Genomic DNA, 26,294 nt, shown 5'->3' with positions numbered 1-26,294 from the left:
GGATTGCTGCGCGCAGGAATGTGATCGAAGCTGAGTTCAATCCGTCATGGAGGCGTTTCATGTTCATTGCATCGGCAGTCGCTGGTCTTTCCGCTGCTCGGCTTTCGACGCGCGGCGCGCGGGCGGCCGCGCTGGCTGCATCGTTGGTCATGTTGGCCATCGCGCCGCTCGCGCACGGCGCCGACGCGGCGCCCCCCGCCACGATTGCGGCCACCCCAGCCACGGCAGCCTCCGCCCCCGCCGACGACACCTTCCTGCTGACGATCTTCCTGCGCCACGACGAATCGAAGCCGCTGCCGAAAATCAACGCTCAACTGCGCGAGCAGGGCTTCTTCAAGACCTTCCCGCCGCCAGGCATCGAAGTCGTGTCGTGGTACGTGATGATGGGCATCGGGCAGGTCGTGACGCTGCGCGTGCCCGCGAGCCGGTTGCGCGAAGTGAACCGCGCGATCGAATCGACCGCGTGGGGCGGCTATCACACCGAGTTCTATCCGACCTACGACTACAAGGCGCAGGCGCAGCAAATGCGCGCAACTGAGGGCAAGTAGCGTTGAGCGTGCCAGCAGCTTGCCGCTAACGGCACGCATCGGCACGCATCGGCACGCATCGGCACGCATCGGCACGCATCGGCACGGCGCGGCGCGAGTCGCCGGATGCATCCGCGCACGCCTCACGGATTTGGGACAGCTCTTAGCGGGTTTACGCGAGCCGCGCTCCGGGTCGATAATGCCCCGGTCGTTCCGGCCCCCTGCCTGCGACGCCTAACGTGCCTTCGAGCGCTTCGCTGCATATCGAGGCCCGCTCCACCTGACCCACCGCCCCGTGTTGAAAACTGCGCGTTTTTTCGACCTGCTTCGCATTCCTGGCTTCAAGCCGCTCGCCGCCGCCACCCTGATGCTCGGTGTGGCGATGTCCTTCACCGCACCGTATCTGTCTCTGTTCGGCATCGAACGCGCCGGCATGACGCCGTTCCGGCTCGGCGTATTCATGACGCTGATCGCCGCGAGCGGCGTGCTCGCGAGCACGGTGGCGGGGCGCTGGAGCGACCGGAGCGGGCGGCATCGACCGTTATTGCTGGCGGCGCTCATCGCAGCCGCGCTCGGCTACCTGTGTCTGTGCGTGGTGCGCGATTACCGGCTGCTGCTCGTGGTCGGCATCGTGTTCATCGGCGCGGGCGGTTCGGCGATTTCGATGGTGTTCTCGTTCAGCCGCGCGGCGCTGCCGGTGCCCGACCCTGCCGAGCGCGTGTTCGCGAGCGCGACGCTGCGTACGATCCTCTCGGCCGCATGGGTGTTCGGGCCGGCGGTCGGCGCGCTGGTGCTCGCCGCGACGAGCTTCACCGGACTCTTCCTGTTCGCGGCCGCCAGCTTCGCGACCTGCGGCTTCATCGTCTGGCGCATGCAGGAGCCGCAGAGCCATCTCGGCGATCACACGGTCGAGGACACCGCGTCGGAGCCGTCCGCGTCGATCACGGTGCCGCCGCTGAGGCAGCCCGGCGAGGACGCGCACGAAACGCTGCCGGTCGCGTCGGCGAACGACATCCTGCGCTCGGTGACCGCGCTGACCTTGCTCGGCCTCGCCGCGAACGCGACGATGATCGTACTGCCGCTGTACATCGTGCATGGGCTCAACGGCACGCATCTCGACGTGTCCGTGATGCTCGGTCTCGGCGCGCTGACCGAGATCCCGATGATGCTCGCGCTCGGCGCGAAGTCGTCGTCGCTGCACAAGCCGAACTGGCTTGCCGCTTGCGCGGCCGTGCATGCGGTGTACTTCGTCGCGATGTCGCTGGCCGGCAACGTCAGCGTGCTGATCCCGATGCAGATGCTGAACGCGTTCGTGGTCGCCGTGACCTCGTGCCTCGGCATGACCTACGTGCAGGATCTGATGCCGCATTCGCCCGGGCGCGCGACCGCGCTGTTCTTCAATGCGGCGCGGGTCGGCTCGATCCTGTCGGGCGTGCTGTCGGGGCTGCTCGTGCAGGCTTTCAGCTATCGCGGCACGTTCCTGTTCTGCGGACTGCTGGGGCTGTGCGCGCTGGTGCTGTTCGCGGTGCCCGGCTATCGCTATCCGCTGATGTGGCGCGCGGTCAAGCGCGTCGCGGCCGAGCAATACGCGAAGCTGGCCGCCCGCCGCGGCACGCGCGTGCCCGAGCGTAGCGAATGACACGTGAGCCCGCCGCGTTCGCTTTCGTGCGGATGCGGCGCGCCTCCAGTTGCGTGGAACTTTGAGCCGCGCTGCGCCTCTGCAAAAAAGTGTGGCTTGCTTCGATACATGCGGCGTAGCTCGCGACACAGCGTCTATGCTTAAGGGCAGCCACGCCGCCGCGACACGACGACCGGAAAATCGGGCAGCGCAACGCAGCATCTTTCGGAGCGAGCCATGCAGCTAGGCATGATTGGATTGGGACGAATGGGCGCCGACATGGTGCGGCGCCTGACCAGGGGAGCTCAGCAGTGCATCGTCTACGACGTGCAGCCGGCGGCGGTCGACAGGCTGAAGCAGGAAGGCGTGGCCGGCGCGAGCTCGCTCGAAGACCTCGTCGCGAAGCTCGACAAGCCGCGCGCCGTGTGGCTGATGGTGCCCGCCGCCGTGGTCGACGCGACGCTCGACAAGCTCGTGCCGCTGCTCGAGCCGGGCGATGTCGTGATCGACGGCGGCAACTCCTACTACCACGACGACATCCGCCGCGGCCAGCAACTCGGCGCGCGCCAGCTTCATTACGTGGACGTCGGCACGAGCGGCGGCGTCGCGGGGCGCGAGCGCGGCTACTGCCTGATGATCGGCGGCGAGGCTGAGGTCGTCAAACGGCTCGAACCGATCTTCTCGACGTTGGCGCCCGGCGTGGGCACGCAGAGCGCGACACCGGGCCGCGCGGCGGGCGCGAGCACCGCTGAGCAGGGCTTTCTGCATTGCGGCCCGCAAGGCGCGGGGCATTTCGTCAAGATGGTTCATAACGGCATCGAGTATGGGCTGATGGCCGCCTACGCCGAGGGTCTGAACGTGCTGCGCCACGCCGACGCCGGCCGGCACGCGCGCGAGGCCGATGCGGAGACGTCGCCGCTGCGCCGTCCCGAGCTGTATCAGTACGATCTGAATCTCGCGGATATCGCCGAGGTCTGGCGGCGCGGCAGCGTGATCGGCTCGTGGCTGCTCGACCTGATCGCCGGCTCGCTCGCCGGCGACACCGAACTGAAAGGCTACGCGGGCCGCGTATCGGATTCGGGCGAGGGGCGCTGGACCGTCACGGCGGCCATCGACGAAGGTGTGCCGACGCCGGTGCTCAGCGCGGCGCTGTTCGCGCGCTTCAGTTCACGCGGAGAAGCCGATTTCGCGAATCGCGTGCTGTCGGCGATGCGGCACGATTTCGGCGGCCACGCGGAAAAACCCGTTGCGCCGGACGGCGGGCTGAAGTAGCCGAGGCCATCCACGCGTGCGCTATCACGCCGATTCGCCGAACCATCCCGCCGAACTTGCCACAAGGAACCGCGATGCCAGTCACCTCCGCCACGCCGCACGACGTCGTGTTTCTGTTCGATTGCGACAACACGCTGCTCGACAACGATCACGTGCTGCAGGATCTGCGCGCGCACATGATGGGCCAGTTCGGCGAAGAGAACAGTGCGCGCTATTGGGAAATCTTCGAGAACCTGCGCACCGAACTCGGTTACGCCGACTACCTCGGCGCGCTGCAGCGCTACCGGACCGAGCATCCACGCGACACTCGCCTGCTGTTGATGTCGTCGTTCCTGATCGAGTATCCGTTTGCGAACCGGCTCTATCCGGGTGCGCTCGACGCGCTGCGGCATCTCGGCAAGCACGGGCCGACGGTGATCCTGTCGGATGGCGACGTCGTGTTCCAGCCGCGCAAGATTTCGCGCTCGGGCTTGTGGGACGAAGTCGACGGGCGCGTGCTGATCTACATCCACAAGGAGTTGATGCTCGACCAGGTGATGGAATGCTATCCGGCGCGCCATTACGTGATGGTCGACGACAAGCTGCGAATTCTGAGCGCGATGAAGAAGGCATGGGGCGCGGAGCTGACCACCGTGTTTCCGCGCCAGGGACACTATGCGTTCGATGCGAAGGAGATCGCGAGCAATCCGCCCGCGGACGTGACGGTCGGGCGGATCGGCGAGTTGGCGGAGATCGACGTGCAAACGCTGTTGCGTAGCGCGAAGGGCAACTAGGCGGCGCCGCGCGCGTGGTGCGGGCGCCGTTTCATGGGTGACATCGCGGGCTCACGCGCCCAGCGCTTTCAGGCGCGCCTGGGTATCGGCCGCGCCCATCCGTGCGGCGGCATCGGCCGCGCTGACGCCGTTCGCGTCGCGCGCATGCGGGTCCGCGCCGTGCGCAAGCAGCAGATCGACGATCGCGGTGCGGTTGAACATCGCCGCGATCATCAGCGCGGTACGGCCATCGGGCGATGCGCCTTCGACGTCGGCGCCATGCACGAGCAAGGTTTCGATCACCTTGTCGAAGCCCTTGAACGCGGCGCCCGCGATCGGCGTCTGGCCCGCGTCGTTGCGCAGGTTCGCATCGGCGCCCCGGTCGAGCAGCGTGCGCACCGCGTCGACGTGGCCGTGGTAGCTCGCGAGCATCAGCAGGCTGTCGCCGCGCTCGTTGCGCAAATTCGGCGGCACGCCTTTCTCGATGACGGCCGCGAGCATCGTCGCATCGCCGCGCCGCGCGAGGTCGAAGACTTCGCGCGCGAGCGCCTGCAATTCGGGATCGGGTTGCGATGCGGGCGGGTTGTCGGTGTGGTCGGTCAAGGCACTCTCCTTGCGATGAATGAGCGGCGTGTTGCCAATGCCGCGCCCGGTCTTTCAGCGAGCATACACATTCCGTGGCGCTCGCGTTCGCACGCTGGCAGCCGCGCCGCTGTGCTAGACGTGGTCGAACAGCTTGACCAGCAGCCCGAATATGCCGATCGGTATGGCGACCGCGAGGCATGTGAACACGAGCGTAAGGACCAGGACCACGAGCACTTTCAGCGCACTGGGAGATGTCGACATGGCGGCCATTGACCTGAGACAGGAAATCACGACAAGAAAGCAGACAGCGCAAGGAGTTGCAGCACGAATGCCACATTCAGCGCGACATACTGCGAGTGGTAGAAAGCATTCGCCCCCGTTTGAGCAGCTTAGTACATTCGACTCGCACCGCCCGGCTTCGTTTCGAGTGCGCTGCATCATCCGCCAACCAGCCTGACAGTTCTTTCGAGGAGTGACGCCATGGCCGAAGCAACCTCGCATCCCACCCCACCGCAAGTTCTGGACCCCGATACGCTGCGCAACCTCGATCGCTACTGGCGCGCATGCAATTACCTGTCGGTGGGCATGATCTATCTGCGCGACAACCCGTTGCTGCGCAAACCGCTGAAGGCCGAGCACATCAAGAACCGGCTGCTCGGCCACTGGGGCTCCGACGCCGGCCAGAGCTTCGTGCTCGTGCATCTGAACCGGCTGATCCGCAAACACGATCTCGACGTGATCTTTCTGTCCGGCCCCGGTCACGGCGCCCCCGCGAGCCTCGCGCACTGCTACCTGGAAGGCCACTACTCGGAAATTTATCCGGACCGCAGCGAGGACGAAGCCGGTATGCGGCGCTTTTTCCGGCAATTCTCGTTCCCGGGCGGCATCGGTTCGCATTGCACGCCCGAAACGCCGGGCTCGATTCACGAAGGGGGCGAACTCGGCTACAGCCTGTCGCACGGCTACGGCGCGGCGTTCGACAACCCCGAGCTGATCGTCACCGTGATGATCGGCGACGGCGAAGCGGAAACCGGCCCGCTCGCCACGTCGTGGCATTCGAACAAATTCCTGAACCCGATCCGCGACGGCGCGGTGCTGCCGGTGCTGCATCTGAACGGCTACAAGATCGCCAACCCGACGCTGCTCGCGCGCATTCCGCGTGAGGAACTCGAAGCATTGATGGTCGGCTACGGGCACAAGCCGTATTTCGTCGAAGGCGACGATCCCGACACGATGCATCAGCAGATGGCCGCGACGCTCGAACAATGCATCGACGAAATTCGCGCGATCCAGCAGCATGCGCGGCAGAACAACGACACCACGCGCCCGCGCTGGCCGATGATCGTGCTGCGCTCGCCGAAGGGCTGGACCGGGCCGAAGGAAGTCGACGGTCACAAGGTGGAAGGCTCGTGGCGCTCGCATCAGGTGCCGGTGGCCGATGCGGTGAGCAATCGCAAGAGTCTGCAGATCGTCGAGGATTGGCTGCGCAGCTACGGCCCCGAAACGCTGTTCGACGCGAACGGCCGGCTCGTCGAAGAACTGCGCGCGCTCGCGCCCGAGGGCGCGCGCCGCATCAGCGCGAATCCGCACGCGAACGGCGGACTGTTGTGCAAGATGCTCGACATGCCGCCGTTCCGCGACTACGCGGTGGCCGTGAAGAAACCGGCGGCGGCGTATACGTCGCCGACCGCGGTGCTCGGCACGTTCCTGCGCGACGTGATGCGCAACAACATGTCGAACTTCCGGCTGTTCGGTCCCGACGAAACTTCGAGCAACAAGCTGCACGCGGTCTATGAAGCGTCGGGCAAGACCTGGCTCGCCGCGCTCGAACCGGGCGACGCCGACGGCGGCGAACTGTCGCCCGATGGCCGCGTGATGGAAATGCTCAGCGAGCACACGCTCGAAGGCTGGTTGGAAGGCTATGCGCTGACCGGCCGTCACGGACTCTTCGCGACCTACGAAGCGTTCGTGCACGTGATCGACTCGATGTTCAACCAGCACGCGAAGTGGCTCGAAAAAGCCAAGCGCGAGCTCGGCTGGCGGCAGCCGGTGCCGTCGCTCAATCTGCTGATCACGTCGATCGTGTGGCGCCAGGATCACAACGGTTTCACGCACCAGGACCCCGGTTTTCTCGACGTGGTCACGAACAAGAGCCCGGACGTCGTGCGCATCTATCTGCCGCCCGACGCGAACTGTCTGCTGAGCGTCGCCGATCACTGCCTGCGCTCGCGCGACTACGTGAACGTGATCGTGTCCGACAAGCAGCCGCATCTGGACTATCTCGACATGGACGCGGCCGTCACGCATTGCACCAAGGGCATCGGCATCTGGGACTGGGCGTCGACCGATCAGGGCGTCGAGCCGGACGTCGTGATCGCGTGCGCGGGCGACATCGCGACGATGGAAGCGCTCGCCGCCGTGCAGATCCTGAAGGAGCGCTGCCCGACGCTGAAGATCCGCTTCGTCAACGTGGTCGATCTGTTCCGCCTGATGCCCGAGCATGCGCATCCGCATGGGCTGTCCGACCGCGATTTCGATTCGCTGTTTACGACCAGCAAGCCGGTGATCTTCAACTTCCACTCGTATGCGGCGCTCGTGCACAAGCTCACGTACAACCGTCAGAATCACGGAAACATGCACGTGCATGGCTATGACGAGAAGGGCAACATCAATACCCCGCTCGAACTCGCGATCATCAACGGCGTCGACCGCTTCACGCTGGCGATCGATGCGATCGATCGCGTGCCGTCGCTGCGCGGCGTCGGCGATCATACGAAGGAGTGGCTGCGCGGGCAGATCATCGAGCATCTCGCGTATGCGCACGAGGAAGGGATCGACAAGGAGGAAATCCGCAACTGGACGTGGAAAGGCTGAGCGAGGAGGCGCCATGCACGACCACGATCAGGAACGGACGATCCTCGTGCTGAACAGCGGGTCGTCATCGCTGAAGTTCGGGCTGTTCGCCCACTCGGCCAACGACGAAACACTGTTGCTCGAAGGCGCGGCCGAAGGCATCGGCCGCGACGACGGCCGCCTGCGGATCAGAGCGGCCGATGGCCGCGTGCTGTTGCAGCAGGAGCACTTGCTCCAATCGCAGACCGAGGCGTTGCAGGCGCTCTCGCAGGTGCTCGTGCAACAGCATCATGCGCGGCCCTCGGCGGTGGGGCATCGCGTCGTGCATGGCGGTCCGCATCTGCGCACGCACCAGCTCATCACCGACGACGTGCGCCGTCAGTTGCGCGACGCGCTGCACTTCGCGCCGCTACATATCCCGCCGGCACTCGCGCTCATCGATGAAGCCGCGCAGATCTTCGCCGACGCGCCGCACTATGCGTGCTTCGACACCGCGTTTCACGCGACGCTGCCGCCGCGTGCGGCGCAACTCGCGTTACCGGGCCGTTACGCGGACGCTGGTGTGATCCGCTATGGCTTTCATGGACTGTCGTACGAATCGCTGGTCATGCAGCTCGGTGCGGCGTTGCCGTCGCGAGCGGTGTTCGCGCATCTCGGCAATGGGGCGAGCCTGTGCGCGCTGCTCGACGGCCGCTCGGTCGATACGTCGATGGGCCTGACGCCGACCGGCGGCATCCCGATGGGCACGCGCTGCGGTGACCTCGATCCGGGCGTGCTGCTGTATCTGCTGCGCGCGGAACGCCTCGACGCCGATGCGCTGGAAGCGCTGCTCAATCGCCGCAGCGGGCTGGCCGGTTACGCGGACGGCGAAAGCGACATGCAAGTGCTAGAAAAACGCGCGGCGGCCGGCGACGCGCGGGCGTCGCTCGCGCTCGATGCCTTTGCGACCGCGGTGCGCAAGACGATCGGCGGGTATGCGGCACTGCTTGGCGGCATCGATCTGCTCGTGTTTACCGGCGGGATCGGCGAGCACAGCGCCGAGGTTCGGCGGCGCGTATGCGATGGGCTTGCGTTTCTTGGGCTCGTCGAAAACGACCCGGCGGGCAAGGTGAGGGTGTTGCACACCGAGGAGGAAAGGCAGATCGCGCGGCATTGCCGGCAACTGCTGCAAGCGGGCGGGAGCTGACTCGCTTGACTGAGGTCAGTCCTTGCGGACGACGGTCCGGTCCGCGACTGAGGTGACGCCGAACAGACGCGTCACGTCTTCGAGCATCGCGGCGCGCTGTGCTTCGCGCTGAAGCTCGCCCGACAGCGTGATGCGCCCCCGCGCGACCTTCACGCGCACGGCGCGCGGCGGCACGGCCGAATCCCACGCGAGACGGCGAGCTGCTTCGGCGGCGATCTGCGCGTCGGTCAGGCGGGCAGATTCGCTCGCTCTCGAGCTTGTGGACCGCATGGCGTCTCCGCGAAACAGAATGTCGATCAACTCACACTAGCAGATGTGGCGGGTTTTGCCGGCGTGCGCGCTTCGCCGGCAGCGCAGATTCGCTCGCCGCGCCGGGCTCGCCACGTTTATCATAGTGCCCACCTGACAGAACGCGCCGTCCAGCCGCGAACGGCGCGCGCATCTTCCACGAGACCTCGCAATCCCATGAATTCGACTCCCGACGCTCCTTCCCGACCCTCGCTGCGCGCGCTGACCGCGCTCGAAGGACGTGTTCTCGGCGTGCTCGTCGAAAAACAGCACACGGTACCCGACAGTTATCCGTTGTCGCTGAACGCGCTGACGCTCGGCTGCAATCAGAAGACCGGCCGCGCGCCGGTGATGAGCGCGACCGAGGCCGAGGTACTGACCGCCGTCGACGGCCTGAAACGCCTGAGCCTCGTGTTCGAGGGCAGCAGCAGCCGCGTGCCGCGCTTCGAGCACAACATGAGCCGCGTGCTCGGGCTGCCGGGACAGTCGATCGCGCTGCTGACCACGCTGCTGCTGCGCGGCGCGCAAACGGCCGCCGAATTGCGCCTGAACAGCGCGCGCCTGCATGGCTTCGCCGATATTTCGTCGGTCGAGGCGTTCCTCGACGAGCTGGCCGCGAACGATCCGCCTCGCGTCGTCCGGCTGCCGCGCATGGCGGGCGAGCGTGAGAATCGCTGGATGCATCTGTTGTGCGGCGAGGTCAGCATCACCGAAGCCGCGCAGTCCGCGCTCGCCGAGGACGACAGCGTGCCGCTGTCGGCATTCGAGGCGCTGAAGGCCGAGCAGAAGCGTCTCGCCGATGAAGTCAGCCGTCTGCAGGCCGTCGTGCGGCGCATGGCGACCGAGCTGGGTATCAGCGCGGACGATCTGTGATCTGAAACGGAAACGAAAGCGAAGGCGCGCCCGGCCGCCTGTTTCACGCATCACGCCGACGCGGCCTGTCCGCCAGCAACGTGCGCTGCGTGCGATAGAAGATCCGCGGCGGCACGTTCGGCGAGTCTTCGGCGAGACGGTCGAGCTCGGTACGGATCCCGGTGAGGTAGTGCGCTTCGCGCGCATCGGCGTCGCCGGCAAACACCGCTTCGAGCCGCCGACGCACCGCGCCATAGCGCGCACCGGCCGCGCGATGCTTCTCGGCACGCTCCGCATAGCGCAGGAACGTCTGCAACGCGGCCGACATCGCCGCCGCCACGCTGACGAGCCCAACGACTATCCGCATCTCGATCGACACCGGCGGCGCGCTCAACGACGCGAACACCGCCGTGCCGACGAACGCGGTCAGCGCGGTCACGAGCCAGCCCATGCCGCGCTCGCGCGCCGACAGCAGATCCGCCATGTCGTAATGGCTCATCTGCGATTCGCGCGCGCGGCGAATCCATTTCAACAGCAGCTCGGTTTCGTCGACGGGCGGCTCGTAGGCGGGCAGGGTCGTCATCGTTCAGCGTTCGGCACGCGCATCAATCGTAGGAAAACGAGCTGCCGAACTTCTCGATTCGCTCCAGCGCCATGCCCGAGCCGCGTACGACGCAGGTCAGCGGCGCCTCTGCAACGAACACCGGCAGGCCGGTTTCCTCGGCGAGCAGACGGTCGAGGTCGCGCAGCAGCGCGCCGCCACCCGCGAGCGTGATGCCGCGCTCGGCGATGTCCGCGCCGAGTTCCGGTGGCGTCTGTTCCAGTGCGATCTTCACCGACGACACGATCTGATTCAGCGGATCGGTCAGCGCTTCGAGGATCTCGTTGCTCGACACCGTGAAGCTGCGCGGAATGCCCTCGGACATGTTGCGGCCTTTGACTTCCATCTCCATGACCTCGGAGCCCGGAAACGCGGAGCCGATTTCCTTCTTGATCGCCTCGGCGGTCTGCTCGCCGATCAGCATGCCGTAGTTGCGGCGGATGTAGTTGACGATGGCGTCGTCGAACTTGTCGCCGCCGACGCGTACCGAGCCTTTGTACACAATGCCGCCGAGCGAGATCACGCCGACCTCGGTGGTGCCGCCGCCGATATCGACGACCATCGAACCGGTTGCATCCGACACCGGCAGGCCGGCGCCCGTCGCCGCGGCCATCGGTTCCTCGATCAGATAGACCTGCGAGGCGCCCGCGCTATGCGCGGCCTCCTTGATCGCGCGGCGCTCGACCTGGGTCGAACCGCACGGCACGCAGATGATGATGCGCGGCGATGGCGCAAACAGCCGCGACTCGTGCGCCATCTGGATGAAGCGCTTGATCATCTGCTGGGTGATGTTGAAATCGGCGATCACGCCGTCTTTCATTGGGCGGATCGCCTCGATGTTGCCCGGTACCTTGCCGAGCATCTGCTTCGCTTCGCGGCCCACGGCGAGGATGATCTTCTTGCCGTTCGGCCCGCCTTCCTGGCGGATCGACACGACCGACGGCTCGTCGAGAACGATGCCCTTGCCGCGCATGTAGATCAGCGTGTTCGACGTACCGAGGTCGATTGCCAGGTCGTTGGAAAAGTAGCCGCGCAGAAAACCGAACATGCGTATTCCTGTCTTTGCGAAGGCGGGCGCGTGAGCGCCGCCGGGAGCTTGTCGGGGTCTGCCGCTTGCACGCGGCGGGCGGCCAGAGCGGCCGCGCGACAGCAAGAATAGCAGTTTATCGACGGGCGCGGCCGCACTATCGTCCGCTATCTGCCGCTCGCCGGCCCCAGCCGCGCCGCGATCGTGCGGCATGCCGCAAGCAGCGGCTCGATGTAAGTGGCTTGCACATCGTCGCGTCGGCGGAAGGTCGGCATGCTGATGCTCACGCAGCCGGCCGCGCGGCCGTCCGGGCCGCGAATCGCGGCGCCGTAGCAGCAAATCGATACTTCGTTCTCCTCGCGGTCTTCCGCGTAGCCGCGTTGCGCGGTCGCGTCGAGCTCGCGGCGCACGGCGTCGAGGTCGGTCAGCGTGTGCTCGGTGAAACGCTCGAGCGGCGCGTTCTTCAGCAGCGCCTCGCGCTCGGCCACGCTGAGTGTCGCCAGATACGCCTTGCCGACCGAGCTCGACGTCAGCGACACGCGCGTGCCGATGCGCGATGCCATACGCACCGCGTGCGGGCTTTCGAGCTTTTCGATGTAGACCATCTCGCCCTGGCTGGGCACCGCGAGGTGGATCGTCTCCGATGTGAAGTCGCGCAACGCCATCAACGCATCGACGGCCGCGAGCCGCAGGTCCGAGCGCTCCCAGCTATGGCTCGCAAGGTTGATCAGGCGCGGTCCGAGGCCGAAGGTGTTGCCGCTGCCGCTCGCGACGATCAGCCCTTCAGCCTGCAAAGCCGCGACGATGCGATGGACGGTCGGGCGCGGATAGCCGCTCGCCGCGCTAAGCTTTGCGACGTTGGGCGGCGTTGGCGCATCGGCGATCAGTTGCAGCACAGCGATGAACTTCGAGAACGCGGCCGCGCCGGCGACGGCCTTGGAGTCGGCGTGCCCGACAGCGTCATGGCCGGCGGCGCCGGCGTGGGAACGGGGTTTGGAAGCGGAACTCGACATCACACGGAGGCAGGGCAGAGCAGGGGTACGCAATTATGCCTTTATCGATGGCGTCGAACGACGGCGCCGCCGCTTCACGCGCCGACCCGATCACGCGACGAGATATCCGCCGTCGACCGGCACGATTGCGCCCGTCATGAACGACGCCGCCGGCGAGCACAGGAACACCGCGACCTGCGCGACTTCCTCCGGCGTGCCCCAGCGACGCAGCGGCGTACGTTCCAGAATCGCCAGCGAGCGTCCATCGTCGTCCTGCAACGCCTGCGTGAGCGGCGTTGCGATCCAGCCCGGCGCAACCGCATTGACGCGAATGCCGTCGGCGGCATAGGCGATCGCGAGCGACTTCGTTAGCTGCGCCACCGCGCCCTTGCTCGCGCTATAAGCGGGCACGAGACCGCCGCCGAAAAAACTCAGCATCGACGCCGTATTGACGATGCAGCCCGCCGACGCCTTCAACGAGTCGCGCGCGGCGGCGCACACGCGCATCGTGCCGTTCAGGTTGATATCCATCACGCGTTCGAACACGTCGAGCCGATGTTCTTCGACGCGGCTGATCACGCCGGCGCAGTTGACCACGATGTCGAGACGCTCGAACGCGTTCACCGCGGCCGTGACGGCGTTGCCCGAGCGGACATCCAGCGTGACGCGCGCAATCTCGCGATTGAGCGTATCGGGCGTGCCTTCGGGCAGCGGCAAACCAGCCGCCACCGTGTGCGCGCCAAGCTGCGCGAGCGTGTTGGCGATCGCCGCGCCGATACCGGACAAGCCGCCGGTCACGAGCGCGGTCTTGCCTTCGAGGAGCTGGTTCTGGAACGTCATGGGAGAAGCCGCCTCAGGTGGGTTGGGTCTCGATCGAGCTCGCGAGCGGCGCGGGCGCCACTTCCTGGACGACGAACAGATAGACGAGCGCCGCCGCGAACGCGACGGCCGCGCTGATCAGCAGCGCGTTGACGAACGAATGCGTCCGATCGACGACGATGCCGGTGATCACCGGCGCGAACGAGCCGCCCAGATAGCCCCCGAAGTTCTGCATGCTGCCGAGCGACGCCACCAGATGTCGCGGCGCGGCGACGCTGACGAGCGCCCATGCGCTGCCGCTCGACAGGTTCACGAACAGCATCGCGAGCGACACGTAGACGATCGCGAGCGTCGTGCTCGGTGTGTAGGCGGCCGGCACCGTGAATGCGGCCGCGCCGACGAGACCGACGCACAGTGGCCACTTGCGGCTGCGGATCGGCGCCATGCCGCGCTTCAACAGATAGTCGGCGATCACGCCGCTGCTCGCCATGCCGATCGTGCCGAACACATACGGAATCGCGACGAGCCAGCCGGTGTGCGCGATGCTCAGATGACGCTCACGCTCCAGATAGCCGGGCAGCCACGTCAGATAGAGCCACACCATGTAGATCACGCCCATGAAGCCGAAGATCATGCCCCACGTGTTGCGCAGCTTGAACAGCGCGCCCCATTCGGACCAGCTGAGGCCCTGCGGGTTCTCCTGGCCGGTCGCGCCTTCGTTCAGATGCGCGGTTTCTTCTTCGGTCAGCACGATTTCGCTGCGATTGCGATAGACGAGGTACCACGCGAGGGCGACGACAACGCCGAGCACGCCCATGATGACGAACATCGTTCGCCATCCGAAGGAAAGCATCAGCACCGTGAGCAGCGGCGGTGCGATCATCGGCGCAATGGTGGATGACGAGATGAAGGTGCCGATCGGCGTGCCGCGCTCGCGTACCGCGAACCATTCGCTGACGACTTTCGCGCCGGCCGGAAACAGCGGCGCCTCGGCGATGCCGAGCACGACGCGCGCCGTGAGGAAGTGATTGAGCGTCTGGATGAAGCCGCCCGCGACCTGGGCGATCGACCACACGAGCATGCCGAGGCCGAGCATCACGCGCGATCCGAAACGGTCCAGCAGCGCGCCGACCGGCAACTGCGCGAACGCATACGACAACGAGAACGCGGACAGCAGCAGCCCCATCTGCGAAGCGGACAGATGCAATTCCTCGCTGACCAGATGATTCGCGATCGACAGCGTGCTGCGGTCGAGATAATTGACGATGCCCGCCACCGTCAGAAAGACGACGGCGACCACCTGGATACGTTTCAGACGCTGCGACTTCTGAAGCATGTTTGTCTCCTGCGCAATGGGTCCTGCTGTGTGGGAATGGTGTTGCCGTGCCTGTCGGTATTGCGGTGTCCTGGCCGTTGGTTCCGTCGGGGGCTTGCGCGGCGTTTTACCGGACGAACTGCTCGACGTAGTCTTCGCCGAGGCCCACCGCCGCGTAGTGCTTGCGGCACATGTCGATCTTCGTGAATACGTCTTCGTAACCGGTGTAGTTCCCGTACGGATCGCAATAGAACATCACGCCGTTGACCTGGAAGTACGTGATCATTTCCTCGACGTCCTCGGGCACATATAACGTATGCGTTTCGCCCGGCGGCTCGTACACGTAGCTGCCTTCGGTCGCGACCCAGTCATGCTCGAGATAACGCCAGCGGCCCTTGAGCACCATGCCGTGCACGGCCTGCGGATGACGATGCCGGCTCAACACACCCGAGCGGCGTACGCGCAGCAGATTCATCCAGTATCCCTGCGACGCATTCAGGCACAGTGGGCGGAACGACACGTTTTCTGCCTGCGGAACCCACACCCGTTCGTCGGTCGGAATCGCGAAGGGCACGACGATTTCCGTTTGCGCTTCCTTCGGGAACGGTAGCTGGTACGGTGTCAGGTCGGATTGATTGGCCTCTGGCATGGGAAATTCCTCGCGCAGTGTGCAGAAAAAAGCAATGTCCACATTGTGGATACAAAGTCCACAATGTGGTTATTATCGGAGCCGCTTTGGGCGGGGTCAATCCTGGGGAAATTACTGGTCAGGCACGATAAAGCGACGCCGCACTCATTCTCGAACCGCGCGAAAGATGCACGTGTTGCTATCTCATAAAAGCCGCACGACACGCAAAAAGCGCCTAAAGCAAGGCCTGCGCGCGCATTCTGATCGAACACCATCTTTAAGTCTGCTTTAAGTGGAGGCCACTACATTACGCATCCACCACGTAACCCTCCGCAAGACTCCCTGACTATGACCACCAAAAACTATTGGCGCGGTAGCGCCGCGATCTGCGTCGTCCTCGCAATCGGCGGCGCGTATGCGCTCAGCCATCGCAATGCCGATGCGTCGGTGAACGACGCGCAGGGCCCGACGTCGTCGCTGCACGCGGCGGCGGATATCGTCGGCTCGCGCTCGTCGGCACCGGACTTCTCCAGCATCGTGACGCGCTATGGCCCGGCGGTCGTGCATATCGGCGTGAAAGAAGCCGCGTCGGTCGACGAGAACGGTCAACCCAAGAGCGGCGGCGAAGCGCTCGGCTCGGGTTTCATCATCAGCCAGGACGGGTACATCCTGACCAACAATCACGTCGTCGACGGCGCGACCAGCGTGACCGTGAAGCTCACCGACGGCCGCGAATTCCACGCGCGCGTGATCGGCAAGGACAAGGCCACCGACGTCGCCGTCGTCAAGATCGACGCGACCAATCTGCCGACCGTGAAGATCGGCAACCCGGACAGCAGCAAGGTCGGCGAATGGGTCGTGGCGATCGGCTCGCCCTACGGCTTCGACAGCACGGTGACCTCGGGCATCATCAGCGCGAAATCGCGCTCGTTCTCCGACGATAGCCCGATCCCGTTCATCCAGACCGACGTGCCGGTCAACCCGGGCAACTCGGGCGGTCCGCTGTTCAACCTGAACGGCGAAGTGATCGGCATCAACTCGATGATCTACTCGCGCACCGGCGGCTTCCAGGGACTGTCGTTCGCCATCCCGATCGACGCGGCGATGCACGTGAAGGACCAGCTCGTGAGTACCGGTCACGTGAGCCGCGGCCGCATCGGCGTGGGCGTGCAGCCGCTCAGCGCCGACAAGGCCAAGGCGCTCGGCCTCGACTCGACGGGCGGCGCACTGGTCGGCTCGGTTGATCCGAATGGTCCCGCGCACGCAGCCGGTCTGCGCCAGGGCGACGTGATCGTCGGCGTGAACGGCAAGCATATTGGTAATACGACCGAATTGATCGGTCAGGTCGCGCAACTCTCGCCGGGCAGCAAAGCGACGATCAGCGTGTGGCGCACCGGCGGCGAAAGCAAGCTGGCGGTGACGGTGGGCGCGCAGCAAGCGTCGGACATGGCGTCGGCCGCGCCACGCGAAGAGCAGCAGGAACAACCGCAGCAGCAAAACCGTCCGCGTCTCGGCGTCGCCGTGCGTGCGCTGACTCAGGACGAACAGCAGCAAGCGCAACTGCCGGGCGGCGTGGTGGTGCAGCAGTCCACCGGTCCGGCCGCCGAAGCCGGCATTCAGGCGGGCGACATCATCGTTGCCGTCGACGGCAAGGTGATTCACGGCGTCGAGCAGCTGCGCCGCATGATCGCTCAGGCGGACGACAGCGTGTCTGTCACCGTGGTGCGCGATGGTGAACAAGCATCGGTCGACGTAACGCTTGGCTGATGAGTAGAACCCGCCGGTGCAATGCCGGCGGCGGGCACGACGCGCTGCTGTGGCGCGCGTGCCTCAGTTGGACGGGTGGAGCCCCTCAGCGTGAGACGTGCTTTGCGTGACGTTCCGCGGCTCGTCGGGCCCGCCTCCCAATGCGACGTAAAGCGACACCCCGTTCTGCAAGGCCGTCGCCCGAAGCTGGATCAGCTGCTGCTCGGCGGCAAACTGATTGCGTCGCGCATCCACCACCTCGAGATAGATCGAGATCCCGTTTTCGTAGCGCAGCTCCGCCGTTTCGGCGAGTTGCCGCTGCGCCTGCACCGCCTGTTCCTGCGCCGCGATCTGTTCCTTGTAGCGTTGTCGCGCGACCAATGCGTCGGACACTTCACGAAACGCGTTCTGCACCGTGCGCTGATAATCGGCGACCAGTTCGTCGCGTCGCGCGCGCGCCTGCGATAGTTGCGCCTGGCGCTGTCCCGCATCGAAGATCGGCATGCCGACCAGCGCGCCGAACGACCACGCCTGCTTGGCCGGCACGAACAGATCGCCGAGTTCGGGCGACACATATCCGAAGCTGCCCGTCAGCGCGATGCGTGGAAAAAAGTCCGCGCGAGCGGCGCCGATGTCGGCATTGGCTGCGCGTAGTTGCTGCTCGGCCTGCTGGATGTCCGGCCGGTCGATCAGCAGTGCGGAGGGCAGGCCCGCATCGAGCTCGCGGAACTGCGCGGCGTCGGCGATCGGCGGCGCCGGCGGTAGCGACCCGCTGAGCGGCCCGCCGATCAGCACCTCGAGCAGATGGCGCTGCTGCGCGGTGGTCCGTTGCAGCTCGGCCAGCTGCGTCTGCGCCTGCGTGACCAGAATGGCCGCCTGGTCGTAATCGACCATCGACGTGACGCCCGCGTCGAGTCGCATCTTCGCGACTTCCAGCGCGTAGCGCCGACTGTCGAGCGTCTGTTGTGCAAGCTCGATGCCTTCCTCGCCCGAGCGGATCGCGTAGTAGTTCGACGCGACATTGCCGATCAGCGACAAACGGAACGCGTGCTGCGCGTCGACAGTGGCCAGATATCGACGCCGCGCGGCTTCGCTGGTGTTGCGCACGCGCCCCCAGAAGTCGAGTTCGAACGACGTCACTGCGGCCTGCACGTTGTACTGGTTGAACTGGACCGAGATGTCCGTGTTGTCGAACTCGGGATCGATCGAACCGAGTGGCGCCCTGGTGCGGGTCGCACCCGCGTTCGCATTGACCTGCGGCAAACGCGCGGCGTTCTGGATGCGATAAAACGCGCGCGCCTGCTCGATGCGCGCGATCGACGCGGCGAGATCGCGGTTGTGCTCGAGCGCCGCCTCGATCAGCAGCTTCAGTTGCGGATCGGCGAAGAAGGTCTGCCAGTCGACTTCGCTTGCCAGATGCGCGGCGGCCGGATTGGCGGTCTCCGTCGTGTCGAAACGATCTGCGATCGGCAATTGGGGCTGCTGATAGTTCGGCGCAAAGTTGCAGGCGGCGAGCGAGCAGCAGAAGAGGGGCAGCACGAGGCGCACATGAAGGCATTTACGCATCGCGCTGCCCTCCACCCGAATCGCGCGGCATGGCCGTCGGCAGATCGTCATCGTCGAGATCGATGCTGCGTTTCTTGCGGCTCAGCCAGCGTCGCGCGGCGACATAGAACAGCGGCGTAAAGAAGATGCCGAACATCGTCGCGGTCAGCATGCTGCCCATCACGCCGGTGCCGACCGCGCGGCGGCTCGCCGCGCCCGCGCCGGTCGCGAGCACGAGCGGCAGCATGCCCAACACGAACGTGACGCTCGTCATCAGAATCGGGCGCAGACGCTGCTGTGCGCCGCTTTTGGCGGCGGCTAGCGCGTCCCTTCCTTCGGATTCCTCCTTGATCGCAAATTCGACGATCAGAATGGCGTTCTTCGCGGCAAGGCCGATGATCGTCACGAGGCCGATGTTGAAATACACGTCCGCGGACAGTCCACGCAGCATCGTCAACAGTACCGCGCCAATCACGCCGAACGGGATGATCAGCAACACCGCGACCGGAATCGCCCAGCTCTCGTACAGCGCCGCGAGCAACAGGAACACGACCACGAGCGACAGCCCGAGCAGCATGCCGATCTGGCCGCTCGCCTGTTTTTCCTCGAGCGCGGTGCCGGTCCATTCATAACTCAGGTTGCCGGTCAACACGTGCGACGCGATGCGCTCCATCTCGGCGATCGCCGCGCCGCTCGAACGGCCGGGCGCGGCCTGACCCGACAGTGTCGCGGACGGAAAGCCGTTATAGCGTTCGAGCTGCTGCGGTCCGGAAATCCAGCGCACGCGCGTGAACGCCGAGAACGGCACCATCTCGCCGCGGTTATTGCGCAAGCGCAGCGAAGTCACGTCCTCGGCACGCATGCGTAGCTCGGCGTCCGCCTGCAACAGCACGCGCAGCACGTTGCCCTCGAACACGAAGTCGTTCACGTAGTTCGAGCCGAACGTCAGCGCAAGCGCCTGGTTGACCTGACCGATTTGCAGGCCTAATGCGCGCGCCTTCACGCGGTCGATCTCGACATACAGTTGCGGCGCTTCCGGCATGCCCTCGGCGCGCACGCCCGCGAGAACGGGGCTTTGCGACGCCTCGATCATCATCCGCCGCGCGGCCTGTTGCAGCGCTTCGCCGCCGATGCCGCTGCGATCCTGGATCTTCATCGTGAAGCCGGTCGCGTTGCCGAGCGACGGAATCGGCGGCGGGTCGAGCGCAAAAATGATCGCCTCGGGAATCTGCCGAAACGCCGCATTCGCGCGACGCACCAGCGCGCTCGCCGAATTGGCCTCGCCCGAGCGCTCGTCCCACGGCTTCAGATCGACGAACGACAGAGCCGCCGATTGCCCCTGGCCAAAGAAGCTGAAGCCCGTCACGGACGCGACGTTGCGCACTTGCGGCTGGGTTCGCAGAAACGCCTCGACCTGGTCGATCGCGTGCTGCGTGCGCTGGTCGGTCGAACCCGGCGGGCCGGTATACGTAATGAAGATATGCCCCTGGTCCTCGGTCGGCAGAAAGCCGGTCGGCAGCCGCGTGAAGAAAAACACGGTGATCGCGCAGGCCGCGACGAACACCAGCAGCCAGCGCAGCGGCGAGCGCAGCATCGCATCGACGCCCACGATATAGCGTGTGGTGCCCGCGTCGAGCCCACGATTGAAGCCGTCGAACACGCGATGCAGCAGACGCGAAGCCGCGTTCTTCGGCCGCTCCTTGGCGGCCGCCTCGCTGCGCAACAGCGCCGCGCACAACGCCGCGCCGAGTGTCAGCGCCAACATCGTCGACAGCAGGATCGACACCGCGAGCGTGACCGAAAACTGCCGGTAGATGCCGCCCGTCGAGCCCGGAAAAAACGCCATCGGAATGAACACCGCGACGAGCACCAGCGTACTCGCGATCGCCGCGCCCGATATCTGCCCGATCGCCTTCACCGTTGCGCGCGGCGCGCCGAGCCCTTCCTCGCGCATGATGCGCGCGACGTTTTCGACGACGACGATCGCGTCGTCGTTGAGGATACCGATCGCGACCACCATGCCGAACAGCGACAGAATGTTGATCGACAGCCCGAACAGGTAGAGCCCCGCGCACGTGCCGATCAACGCGATCGGCACCACGATCGTCGGGATCACGGTCGCGCGCCAGTCCTGCAGGAACAGGAACACCACGACCGTCACGAGCAACAGCGCCTCGACCATCGTGCGGATCACGCCCTGCACCGAGGTCGTGATGAACGGCGTGGTGTCGAACGGCACGGTCCACGCGACGCCGCGCGGGAAGATCGGCTGCAATTCGGCCATGCGCTGGCGCACCGCGCTGGCGACTGCGAGCGCGTTCGCGCCGCTCGCGAGCTGGATCGCGATCCCGGCCGACGCCTTGCCGTTGACGGTCAGGCGGTTGCCGTAGCTGTCGTTGCCGAGCTCGACGCGCGCGACGTCGCCCACCCGCACGGTCGAGCCATCCGGATTCGCGTGCACGATGATTTCGCGGAACTGCTCGGGCGTCGTGAAGCGGCTTTGCGTGACGATCTGCGCGGTGAACTCGGAGCCCGGCGCGATCGGCTGATCGCCGAGGCTGCCGCCTGCGGTCTGGCTGTTCTGCTCCTGGATCGCCTGCAACACCTCGCTGGCCGACAGCCCAAAGCCCGCGAGCTTGCGCGGATCGAGCCAGATCCGCATCGCGTACGACGAGCCGAACAGCTGCACGTCGCCGACGCCGTCGATACGGCGCAGCTCGTTGATGATGTTGTTCGACGCGAAGTTGCCCATCGCGACGGCGTCGGTGGTGCCGTCGGTCGCCTGCAGTGCAAGCAGCATCAGAAAGCCCGACGACGCCTTCGTCACGCTCAAGCCGATCTGACGGACTTCGAGCGGCAGGCGCGGTTCGACGCGGCTCAGACGGTCCTGCACCTGAGTGCGCGCGATGTCGAGATCGGTGCCGGGCTTTAGCACCACGGTGATCTGCATCGTGCCGTTCGAGCGGCTCACCGACGACATGTACAGGAAATTCTCGATGCCGTTCATCTCGTCTTCGACGATCGAAGTGACGGTACGCTCGAGCGTGCTCGCGTCCGCGCCGCTGTAGACCGCGCTGATGGTGAGCGACGGCGGAGCGACGTCGGGGTACTGCTCGACCGGCAGCAGCGCGAGCGCGATCGAGCCGAACAGCACGATGAAAAGGGCGATGACCCACGCGAAGACCGGCCGGGCGACGAAGAATCGATTCATCGGCGAGCCCGTCAGTGCGCGGTCGAAGCGGGAGCAGGGGACGCGGCCGAATGCGCCGCTGGCGACGCATCGGGGGCGGGCCGCGCGTCGACCCGTTGACCGGGCTGCACCTTCTGCCAGCCATCGACGATCAGGCGCTCGCCGGGCTTCAGACCGTCGCGCACGGTCCAGCGTCCTTCGCCCTGCTCGCCGAGATAGATATTGCGGCGGACCACGGTGCCGTCGTCGGCGACCAACGCGACGCTTGCAATGCCGTTGTCGAGCTGCACCGCGCGCTCGGGAATACGGATGCCCCGCACATTGCCCGCCGCGATGATGCGCCCGCGCACGAACTGCCCCGGCAACAGCGTGCGGTCCGGATTCGCGAACTGCGCGCGCACCGTCTGCGTACCGGTCGACGGATCGACGACGAGATCGGCGAAGTCCAGAAAACCGCGCTCGTTGTAGACCTGGCCGTTGGCAAGGATCAGTTGCACCTCGACGTGCTTCATCCTGGTCGGCTTGCGCGCGCCCGACTGGATCTGCTGCTGGAAGTCGAGCATCGCGGTATTCGACTGCGTGAACACCGCGTTGATCGGCGTCAGTTGATTGACCTGCGTGAGCAGCGTGGCGGCGCCCGCGCTGACGAGCGCGCCTTCGGTGACGAGCGCGCGGCCCGCGCGTCCGGCGATCGGCGTGCGCACGATGCAGCGATCGAGCCGCAATTGCGCAAGCGAGACCGCAGCTTGCGCATCGGAGACATTGGCCTGCGCCTGCTGCATCGTCGCGAGCGCGGCGTCGTATTCCTGCGCGCTGACCGCATGACGGCCGACGAGCGGCTTGAACCGGTCCACCACCGACGCCGCGTTGTCGCGCACGGCGCTCGCGCGCGTGAGCGCGGCCTGCGCCTGCTGCAACTGCGCGCGATAGTCGCTCGCGTCGATCTGGAAGAGTGGGGCGTTGGCCGGCAGGTCCGTGCCTTCCTGATAGAGCGTGCGCTGGACGATGCCGTCGACGCGCGCGCGAATCTCGGCGGTGCGCACGGCCTCGATGCGGCCAGGCAACTCGACGACATCGGCGACAGGGGTGGTGGAAACCGTTTCGACCAGCACGGGAACCGGTGGCATCGACGCGGCGGTGGGAGTCTGCGACCGGTCGTTGCAGGCGGCAAGCAGGAGCGGCAAACCGGTGATCAGAAGCGATACGGCACGACTACGCAGGCGGAGTGCGGAGCAAAGCAAGAGAAACTCCTTTGATCAAGGCAGTCTTTTTTGCGCGTGAGATCGGTGACGGTTTTAACGGTTTGCGGTCGAATTAACTATTCAGAACGTGTGTGGGTGCGTTAATGCGGGGAAAAGATTTCTGTTGATCCTACCGTGTCTGGGTGGCTTGTCAATTTATTCTTGGTGGTCGCGAGTGGAATGGACTCGCAAGGACCAGGCGGCGGGCGCAGTGGTCACGACCGGGGGATTCCCGCTTGCAGACGAGATCTTGAATGGTAATTGTCAATTACATGTCAATTGCCATCCCGCAATTGCCGCAATTCAAAGCGCATGCAATTGTCATCGAAATCGATGCGCCTGAAAAAAATATTCCGAGTCGCCACACACTCACGTACGTTTGCGCTCCGGATGCCGCAACACCGAATGGTTGCGGCCGTATGACAGATAAATCGTCATGCCGATCACGAGCCACACGACGAGCCGCAGCCACGTGACGAGCGGCAAACCGACCATCAGCAGCAGGCAGAACAGGATGCCGAGCACTGGCACGACCGGCACGGCGGGCGCCCGGAATGGACGCGTCGCCTCCGCGTCGCTGCGCCGCAGATAGATCACCGCGCCGCACACGAGGACGAACGCGAACAGGGTGCCGATGCTGACCATCTCGCCGAGCACGCCGATCGGTGTCAGCGCCGCCACGATCGCGACGACGGTGCCGATCAGGATCTGACTCAGATAGGGTGTATGCAGACGCAGATGGACCCTCGAGAAAAAGTGCGGCAACAAACCGTCTTGCGACATCGTGAAGAAAATGCGGCTTTGTCCATAGAGCAGCACGAGTATCACGGTGGTCAGCCCCGTCAACGCGCCGATTTTGATCAGGATCGAGAACCACGTGAGCCCGATCGCGTCGACGCCCTTGGCGATCGGATCAGGAACGTTCAGCTCGGGGTACGGAACGAGGCCGGTCAGCACGCCGGCGACGAGGATGTACAGCACCGTACAGATGATCAGTGAGCCGAGAATGCCGATCGGCATGTCGCGCTGCGGCTGTCGCGCTTCCTGCGCGGCGGTCGACACCGCATCGAAGCCGATGAACGCGAAGAACACCACGGCCGAGCCGCGCAGAATGCCGCTCATGCCGAAACTGCCGAACTGGCCGGTATTGGCAGGAATGAACGGATGCCAGTGTTCCGGCTTGATGAAAAACACGCCGATGGCGATAAACGCGACCACCACGGTCAGCTTGATCGCGACCATCACGTTGTTGAGCCGCGCCGACTCCTTCGTCCCCAACACGAGCAACGTGGTCAGGATCGCGATGATCAACACCGCCGGCAGGTTGATCACGCCGGTGACCGTCGAGCCGTCGGCCAGTTTGACGATGGTGCCGGGGGCGGCGGCGAGGGTAGGTGGAATGTCGATGCCGACGTTGCGAAACAGGCTCACGATATAGCCGGACCAACCGACCGCGACGGTCGCGGCGCCCATCGCGTACTCGAGGATCAGATCCCAGCCGATGATCCACGCGAAGATCTCGCCGAGCGTCGCATACGTGTACGTGTAGCTGCTCCCGCACACGGGCAGCATCGCCGCAAGCTCCGAATAGCACAGGCCGACGAACGCGCACGCGATGCCGCCCAGCACGAACGACAGCGTGATGGCCGGCCCCGCGAACTGCGCGGCGGCGGTCCCCGTCAGCACGAAGATGCCTGCGCCGATGATCGCGCCGATGCCCATCGCGGTGATACTCGTCGCGCCCAGCGTTTTCGACAGGTGACGGCCTTCTTCGGCGTCGGCGCTGGCGACGATATCAGCAACGGTTTTGCGTGCCATGTAACCGGTAGCGGCCATGATAAGTCGTCCCTTTTCAGTGTTGATCAGGCACGAACCGGTTAGGCTGCCATCGGCTCGTGGAGCACGACAAAAACATCCGTCGCCGCGCACGGCAATGGCCACGGCAAGTGCGGAGAAAGCATCTAACGGAAAATTCAGTCTATGCCGGATTAAAGGCAAAGTGAAATCCGCTTGCTTTGTCGGCGCGATGGGGCAGTGCAATGGCTGACGCGCGCAGCGCCGGGCGTGCCGCGGGCCGTGGTGCATTTGTGCATTGCGATCGCAAGCAAGGCCTCTGGTTCGATTCAGGAGGACTTACGATGTGCAATTGCGGAATCGGCAAGCCAACGTGGGCGATTTCAGGCTTGCGGGGCGGACCTCAGCCGATCCGTCCGCGCCGCAGCACGCCGCTCAGACCGAGCGAGTGGCCTGGGTCGTAGTAGTGAATGAGGAGCGTGCGCCGCTGTCCGTTCTGTACGTCGAGGTTCGCATGCTGAAGTGCGAAGCCGTTGAATTCGTAGACGCTGCCCGGCTTGACCGGAATGCGCTTGCAGTTGCCGACACGCAGATCATGCAAGGTATGCCAGCTGCGCCAGCTGAGCGGCAGGCTGTGCAGGAAGCCATGGCGCATCTTGCAGATCATGTTGGTCAGCGTCGTTACGGACAGGCGCGGCTTGCGGTACATCACGAGGTCGCCGTTGTGAACTCCGTCGGGTGCGAGCTGAAGCGGAATCAGCAGCGTTAGCAGGTGCGAGTCGTAGTGGCGGCAGTGGCTCTCGGTCAACGAAGTCTTGCTCGCACAGCGCAGTACGTGGAACGGCTCAGTCGGTAAGTCTGTCTGACCGAACTTCTCGGCCATCGCGCGCGCATTCGCGCAGATCGACTGCTCGAGTTCGCGAAAGGCCTGACCGCGACGCAGCATCTCCGCAATCTTTGCGCCGGACTGCGAGCGCGGTGCCGTCGTGCCAAACAGGTGGTCGATGAACTCATTGATTTCGACGATCGACTCCTGCGGAATCACGTCATCAAAAGACCTCAAAGCGACGCTTTTGTCGATTCGAATCTGCTTAGTCTCTGTATGCCCACGCACGTCTGTCAGGGTGTCCATAGCCCAAATTTCCATTCGCTTTTTATTCTACGGCCGTATTGAAAAATATCCCCTCCGAGGCGCGCACAATGTGCGCCAGCGTACATAAAGGCCTCAGGCGATTGAGCTCGATCATTAAATCTAAAGTCGGATTCATCTGACAGCTTTTGTAAATCTCGTTGGGCCGATTTGGAAAATGCTGCGACTGCGACGATTCAGCTTTGCCCAGGTACGACATTACAGCTTTGCCGCTACATCACATGTCCCCGCCAAGTTCAAATGTCGGGGTTTGCACTAGATTGAAATGTCGGGTTTTACGGTGCTTTTCTTATGTTTTTGGGGTGGGCGGCGC

Annotated in this window: 22 protein-coding genes; 8 read left to right on the top strand and 14 right to left on the bottom strand. The window is 65.1% G+C overall.

Annotated features, from left to right (window positions below; all coding sequences use genetic code 11):
• The first annotated feature begins 59 nt into the window (after positions 1-59).
• From HDG32_RS00105 to HDG32_RS00090, 4 genes are all read left to right on the top strand, one after another.
• A complete protein-coding gene (locus HDG32_RS00105) occupies positions 60-548 on the top strand; it encodes a hypothetical protein (protein WP_184062251.1) in 489 nt (162 codons plus the stop codon).
• Between the two features lie 274 nt (positions 549-822).
• Positions 823-2,166, top strand: a complete 1,344-nt coding sequence (locus tag HDG32_RS00100) for a sugar efflux transporter (protein WP_184062249.1) — start codon at positions 823-825, stop codon at positions 2,164-2,166.
• 216 nt (positions 2,167-2,382) lie between these two features.
• Positions 2,383-3,417, top strand: coding sequence for a phosphogluconate dehydrogenase (NAD(+)-dependent, decarboxylating) (gnd, locus tag HDG32_RS00095; RefSeq protein ID WP_184062247.1), 1,035 nt, complete (start codon positions 2,383-2,385; stop codon positions 3,415-3,417).
• A gap of 74 nt (positions 3,418-3,491) precedes the next feature.
• Positions 3,492-4,190, top strand: a complete 699-nt coding sequence (locus HDG32_RS00090) for an HAD family hydrolase (protein ID WP_184062245.1) — start codon at positions 3,492-3,494, stop codon at positions 4,188-4,190.
• 51 nt (positions 4,191-4,241) lie between these two features.
• On the opposite strand, the gene HDG32_RS00085 is transcribed toward HDG32_RS00090, so the two are convergent.
• Both HDG32_RS00085 and HDG32_RS36070 read right to left on the bottom strand, forming a co-directional pair.
• Positions 4,242-4,772, bottom strand: coding sequence for an ankyrin repeat domain-containing protein (locus HDG32_RS00085; protein ID WP_184062243.1), 531 nt, complete (start codon positions 4,770-4,772; stop codon positions 4,242-4,244).
• 114 nt (positions 4,773-4,886) lie between these two features.
• A complete protein-coding gene (locus HDG32_RS36070; protein WP_260335472.1) occupies positions 4,887-5,015 on the bottom strand; it encodes a hypothetical protein in 129 nt (42 codons plus the stop codon).
• Positions 5,016-5,234: 219 nt separating this feature from the next.
• On the opposite strand from HDG32_RS36070, the gene HDG32_RS00080 reads away from it, so the two are divergent.
• Together HDG32_RS00080 and HDG32_RS00075 are read left to right on the top strand one after the other, a co-directional pair.
• Entirely contained in the window at positions 5,235-7,628 is a 2,394-nt protein-coding gene (locus HDG32_RS00080) for a phosphoketolase (protein WP_184062242.1), read from the top strand.
• Positions 7,629-7,641: 13 nt separating this feature from the next.
• Positions 7,642-8,793 carry an acetate/propionate family kinase gene (locus HDG32_RS00075; RefSeq protein ID WP_184062239.1) on the top strand — a complete coding sequence of 384 codons (1,152 nt, stop codon included), beginning with the start codon at positions 7,642-7,644 and terminating at the stop codon, positions 8,791-8,793.
• A gap of 15 nt (positions 8,794-8,808) precedes the next feature.
• Here the strand turns inward: HDG32_RS00075 and HDG32_RS00070 are convergent, their stop codons facing one another.
• Positions 8,809-9,063, bottom strand: a complete 255-nt coding sequence (locus tag HDG32_RS00070) for a BON domain-containing protein (RefSeq protein ID WP_184062237.1) — start codon at positions 9,061-9,063, stop codon at positions 8,809-8,811.
• Between the two features lie 195 nt (positions 9,064-9,258).
• Here HDG32_RS00070 and HDG32_RS00065 point away from each other — a divergent pair, with 195 nt between their 5' ends.
• Positions 9,259-9,954, top strand: a complete 696-nt coding sequence (locus HDG32_RS00065; protein WP_184062235.1) for a YceH family protein — start codon at positions 9,259-9,261, stop codon at positions 9,952-9,954.
• A gap of 43 nt (positions 9,955-9,997) precedes the next feature.
• Here the strand turns inward: HDG32_RS00065 and HDG32_RS00060 are convergent, their stop codons facing one another.
• The 6 genes from HDG32_RS00060 to HDG32_RS00035 form a co-directional block, all read right to left on the bottom strand.
• The gene (locus tag HDG32_RS00060) at positions 9,998-10,516 is read right to left on the bottom strand and encodes an SLATT domain-containing protein (protein ID WP_184062233.1); all 519 of its coding nucleotides are present in this window, start codon (positions 10,514-10,516) and stop codon (positions 9,998-10,000) included.
• Between the two features lie 22 nt (positions 10,517-10,538).
• Positions 10,539-11,582 (bottom strand): rod shape-determining protein, encoded by a 1,044-nt coding sequence (locus tag HDG32_RS00055; RefSeq protein ID WP_013091688.1) that lies wholly within the window; start codon positions 11,580-11,582, stop codon positions 10,539-10,541.
• A 146-nt stretch (positions 11,583-11,728) separates the two neighbouring features.
• Positions 11,729-12,574, bottom strand: a complete 846-nt coding sequence (locus HDG32_RS00050; protein ID WP_184062231.1) for an IclR family transcriptional regulator — start codon at positions 12,572-12,574, stop codon at positions 11,729-11,731.
• A gap of 90 nt (positions 12,575-12,664) precedes the next feature.
• Entirely contained in the window at positions 12,665-13,393 is a 729-nt protein-coding gene (locus HDG32_RS00045; RefSeq protein WP_018425118.1) for an SDR family NAD(P)-dependent oxidoreductase, read from the bottom strand.
• A gap of 13 nt (positions 13,394-13,406) precedes the next feature.
• Positions 13,407-14,708 (bottom strand): MFS transporter, encoded by a 1,302-nt coding sequence (locus HDG32_RS00040; RefSeq protein WP_184062229.1) that lies wholly within the window; start codon positions 14,706-14,708, stop codon positions 13,407-13,409.
• 106 nt (positions 14,709-14,814) lie between these two features.
• Positions 14,815-15,336 (bottom strand): 2,4'-dihydroxyacetophenone dioxygenase family protein, encoded by a 522-nt coding sequence (locus HDG32_RS00035; protein WP_184062226.1) that lies wholly within the window; start codon positions 15,334-15,336, stop codon positions 14,815-14,817.
• Positions 15,337-15,663: 327 nt separating this feature from the next.
• Between HDG32_RS00035 and HDG32_RS00030 the strand changes: the two genes are divergently transcribed.
• Positions 15,664-17,082 (top strand): trypsin-like peptidase domain-containing protein, encoded by a 1,419-nt coding sequence (locus tag HDG32_RS00030; protein WP_184062217.1) that lies wholly within the window; start codon positions 15,664-15,666, stop codon positions 17,080-17,082.
• Between the two features lie 63 nt (positions 17,083-17,145).
• Here HDG32_RS00030 and HDG32_RS00025 read toward each other — a convergent pair whose 3' ends face one another.
• The 5 genes from HDG32_RS00025 to HDG32_RS00005 form a co-directional block, all read right to left on the bottom strand.
• Positions 17,146-18,627 (bottom strand): efflux transporter outer membrane subunit, encoded by a 1,482-nt coding sequence (locus HDG32_RS00025; RefSeq protein WP_184062215.1) that lies wholly within the window; start codon positions 18,625-18,627, stop codon positions 17,146-17,148.
• Positions 18,620-21,817, bottom strand: a complete 3,198-nt coding sequence (locus tag HDG32_RS00020) for a multidrug efflux RND transporter permease subunit (protein WP_184062213.1) — start codon at positions 21,815-21,817, stop codon at positions 18,620-18,622. Before HDG32_RS00020 ends, HDG32_RS00025 begins: the two co-directional genes overlap by 8 nt.
• 11 nt (positions 21,818-21,828) lie before the next feature.
• Entirely contained in the window at positions 21,829-23,037 is a 1,209-nt protein-coding gene (locus HDG32_RS00015; RefSeq protein WP_184062211.1) for an efflux RND transporter periplasmic adaptor subunit, read from the bottom strand.
• A gap of 369 nt (positions 23,038-23,406) precedes the next feature.
• Positions 23,407-24,873 carry an amino acid permease gene (locus HDG32_RS00010; RefSeq protein WP_184062209.1) on the bottom strand — a complete coding sequence of 489 codons (1,467 nt, stop codon included), beginning with the start codon at positions 24,871-24,873 and terminating at the stop codon, positions 23,407-23,409.
• Between the two features lie 361 nt (positions 24,874-25,234).
• Positions 25,235-25,963, bottom strand: coding sequence for a hypothetical protein (locus HDG32_RS00005; protein WP_184062207.1), 729 nt, complete (start codon positions 25,961-25,963; stop codon positions 25,235-25,237).
• Between the last annotated feature and the right edge of the window lie 331 nt (positions 25,964-26,294).

This window comes from Paraburkholderia sp. CI2, assembly GCF_014201055.1.
GTDB classification, from domain to species: Bacteria; Pseudomonadota; Gammaproteobacteria; order Burkholderiales; family Burkholderiaceae; genus Paraburkholderia; species Paraburkholderia tuberum.
The sequence above is the reverse complement of the archived record's forward strand: the minus strand, read 5'-3'. Positions and strand labels throughout refer to the sequence as shown.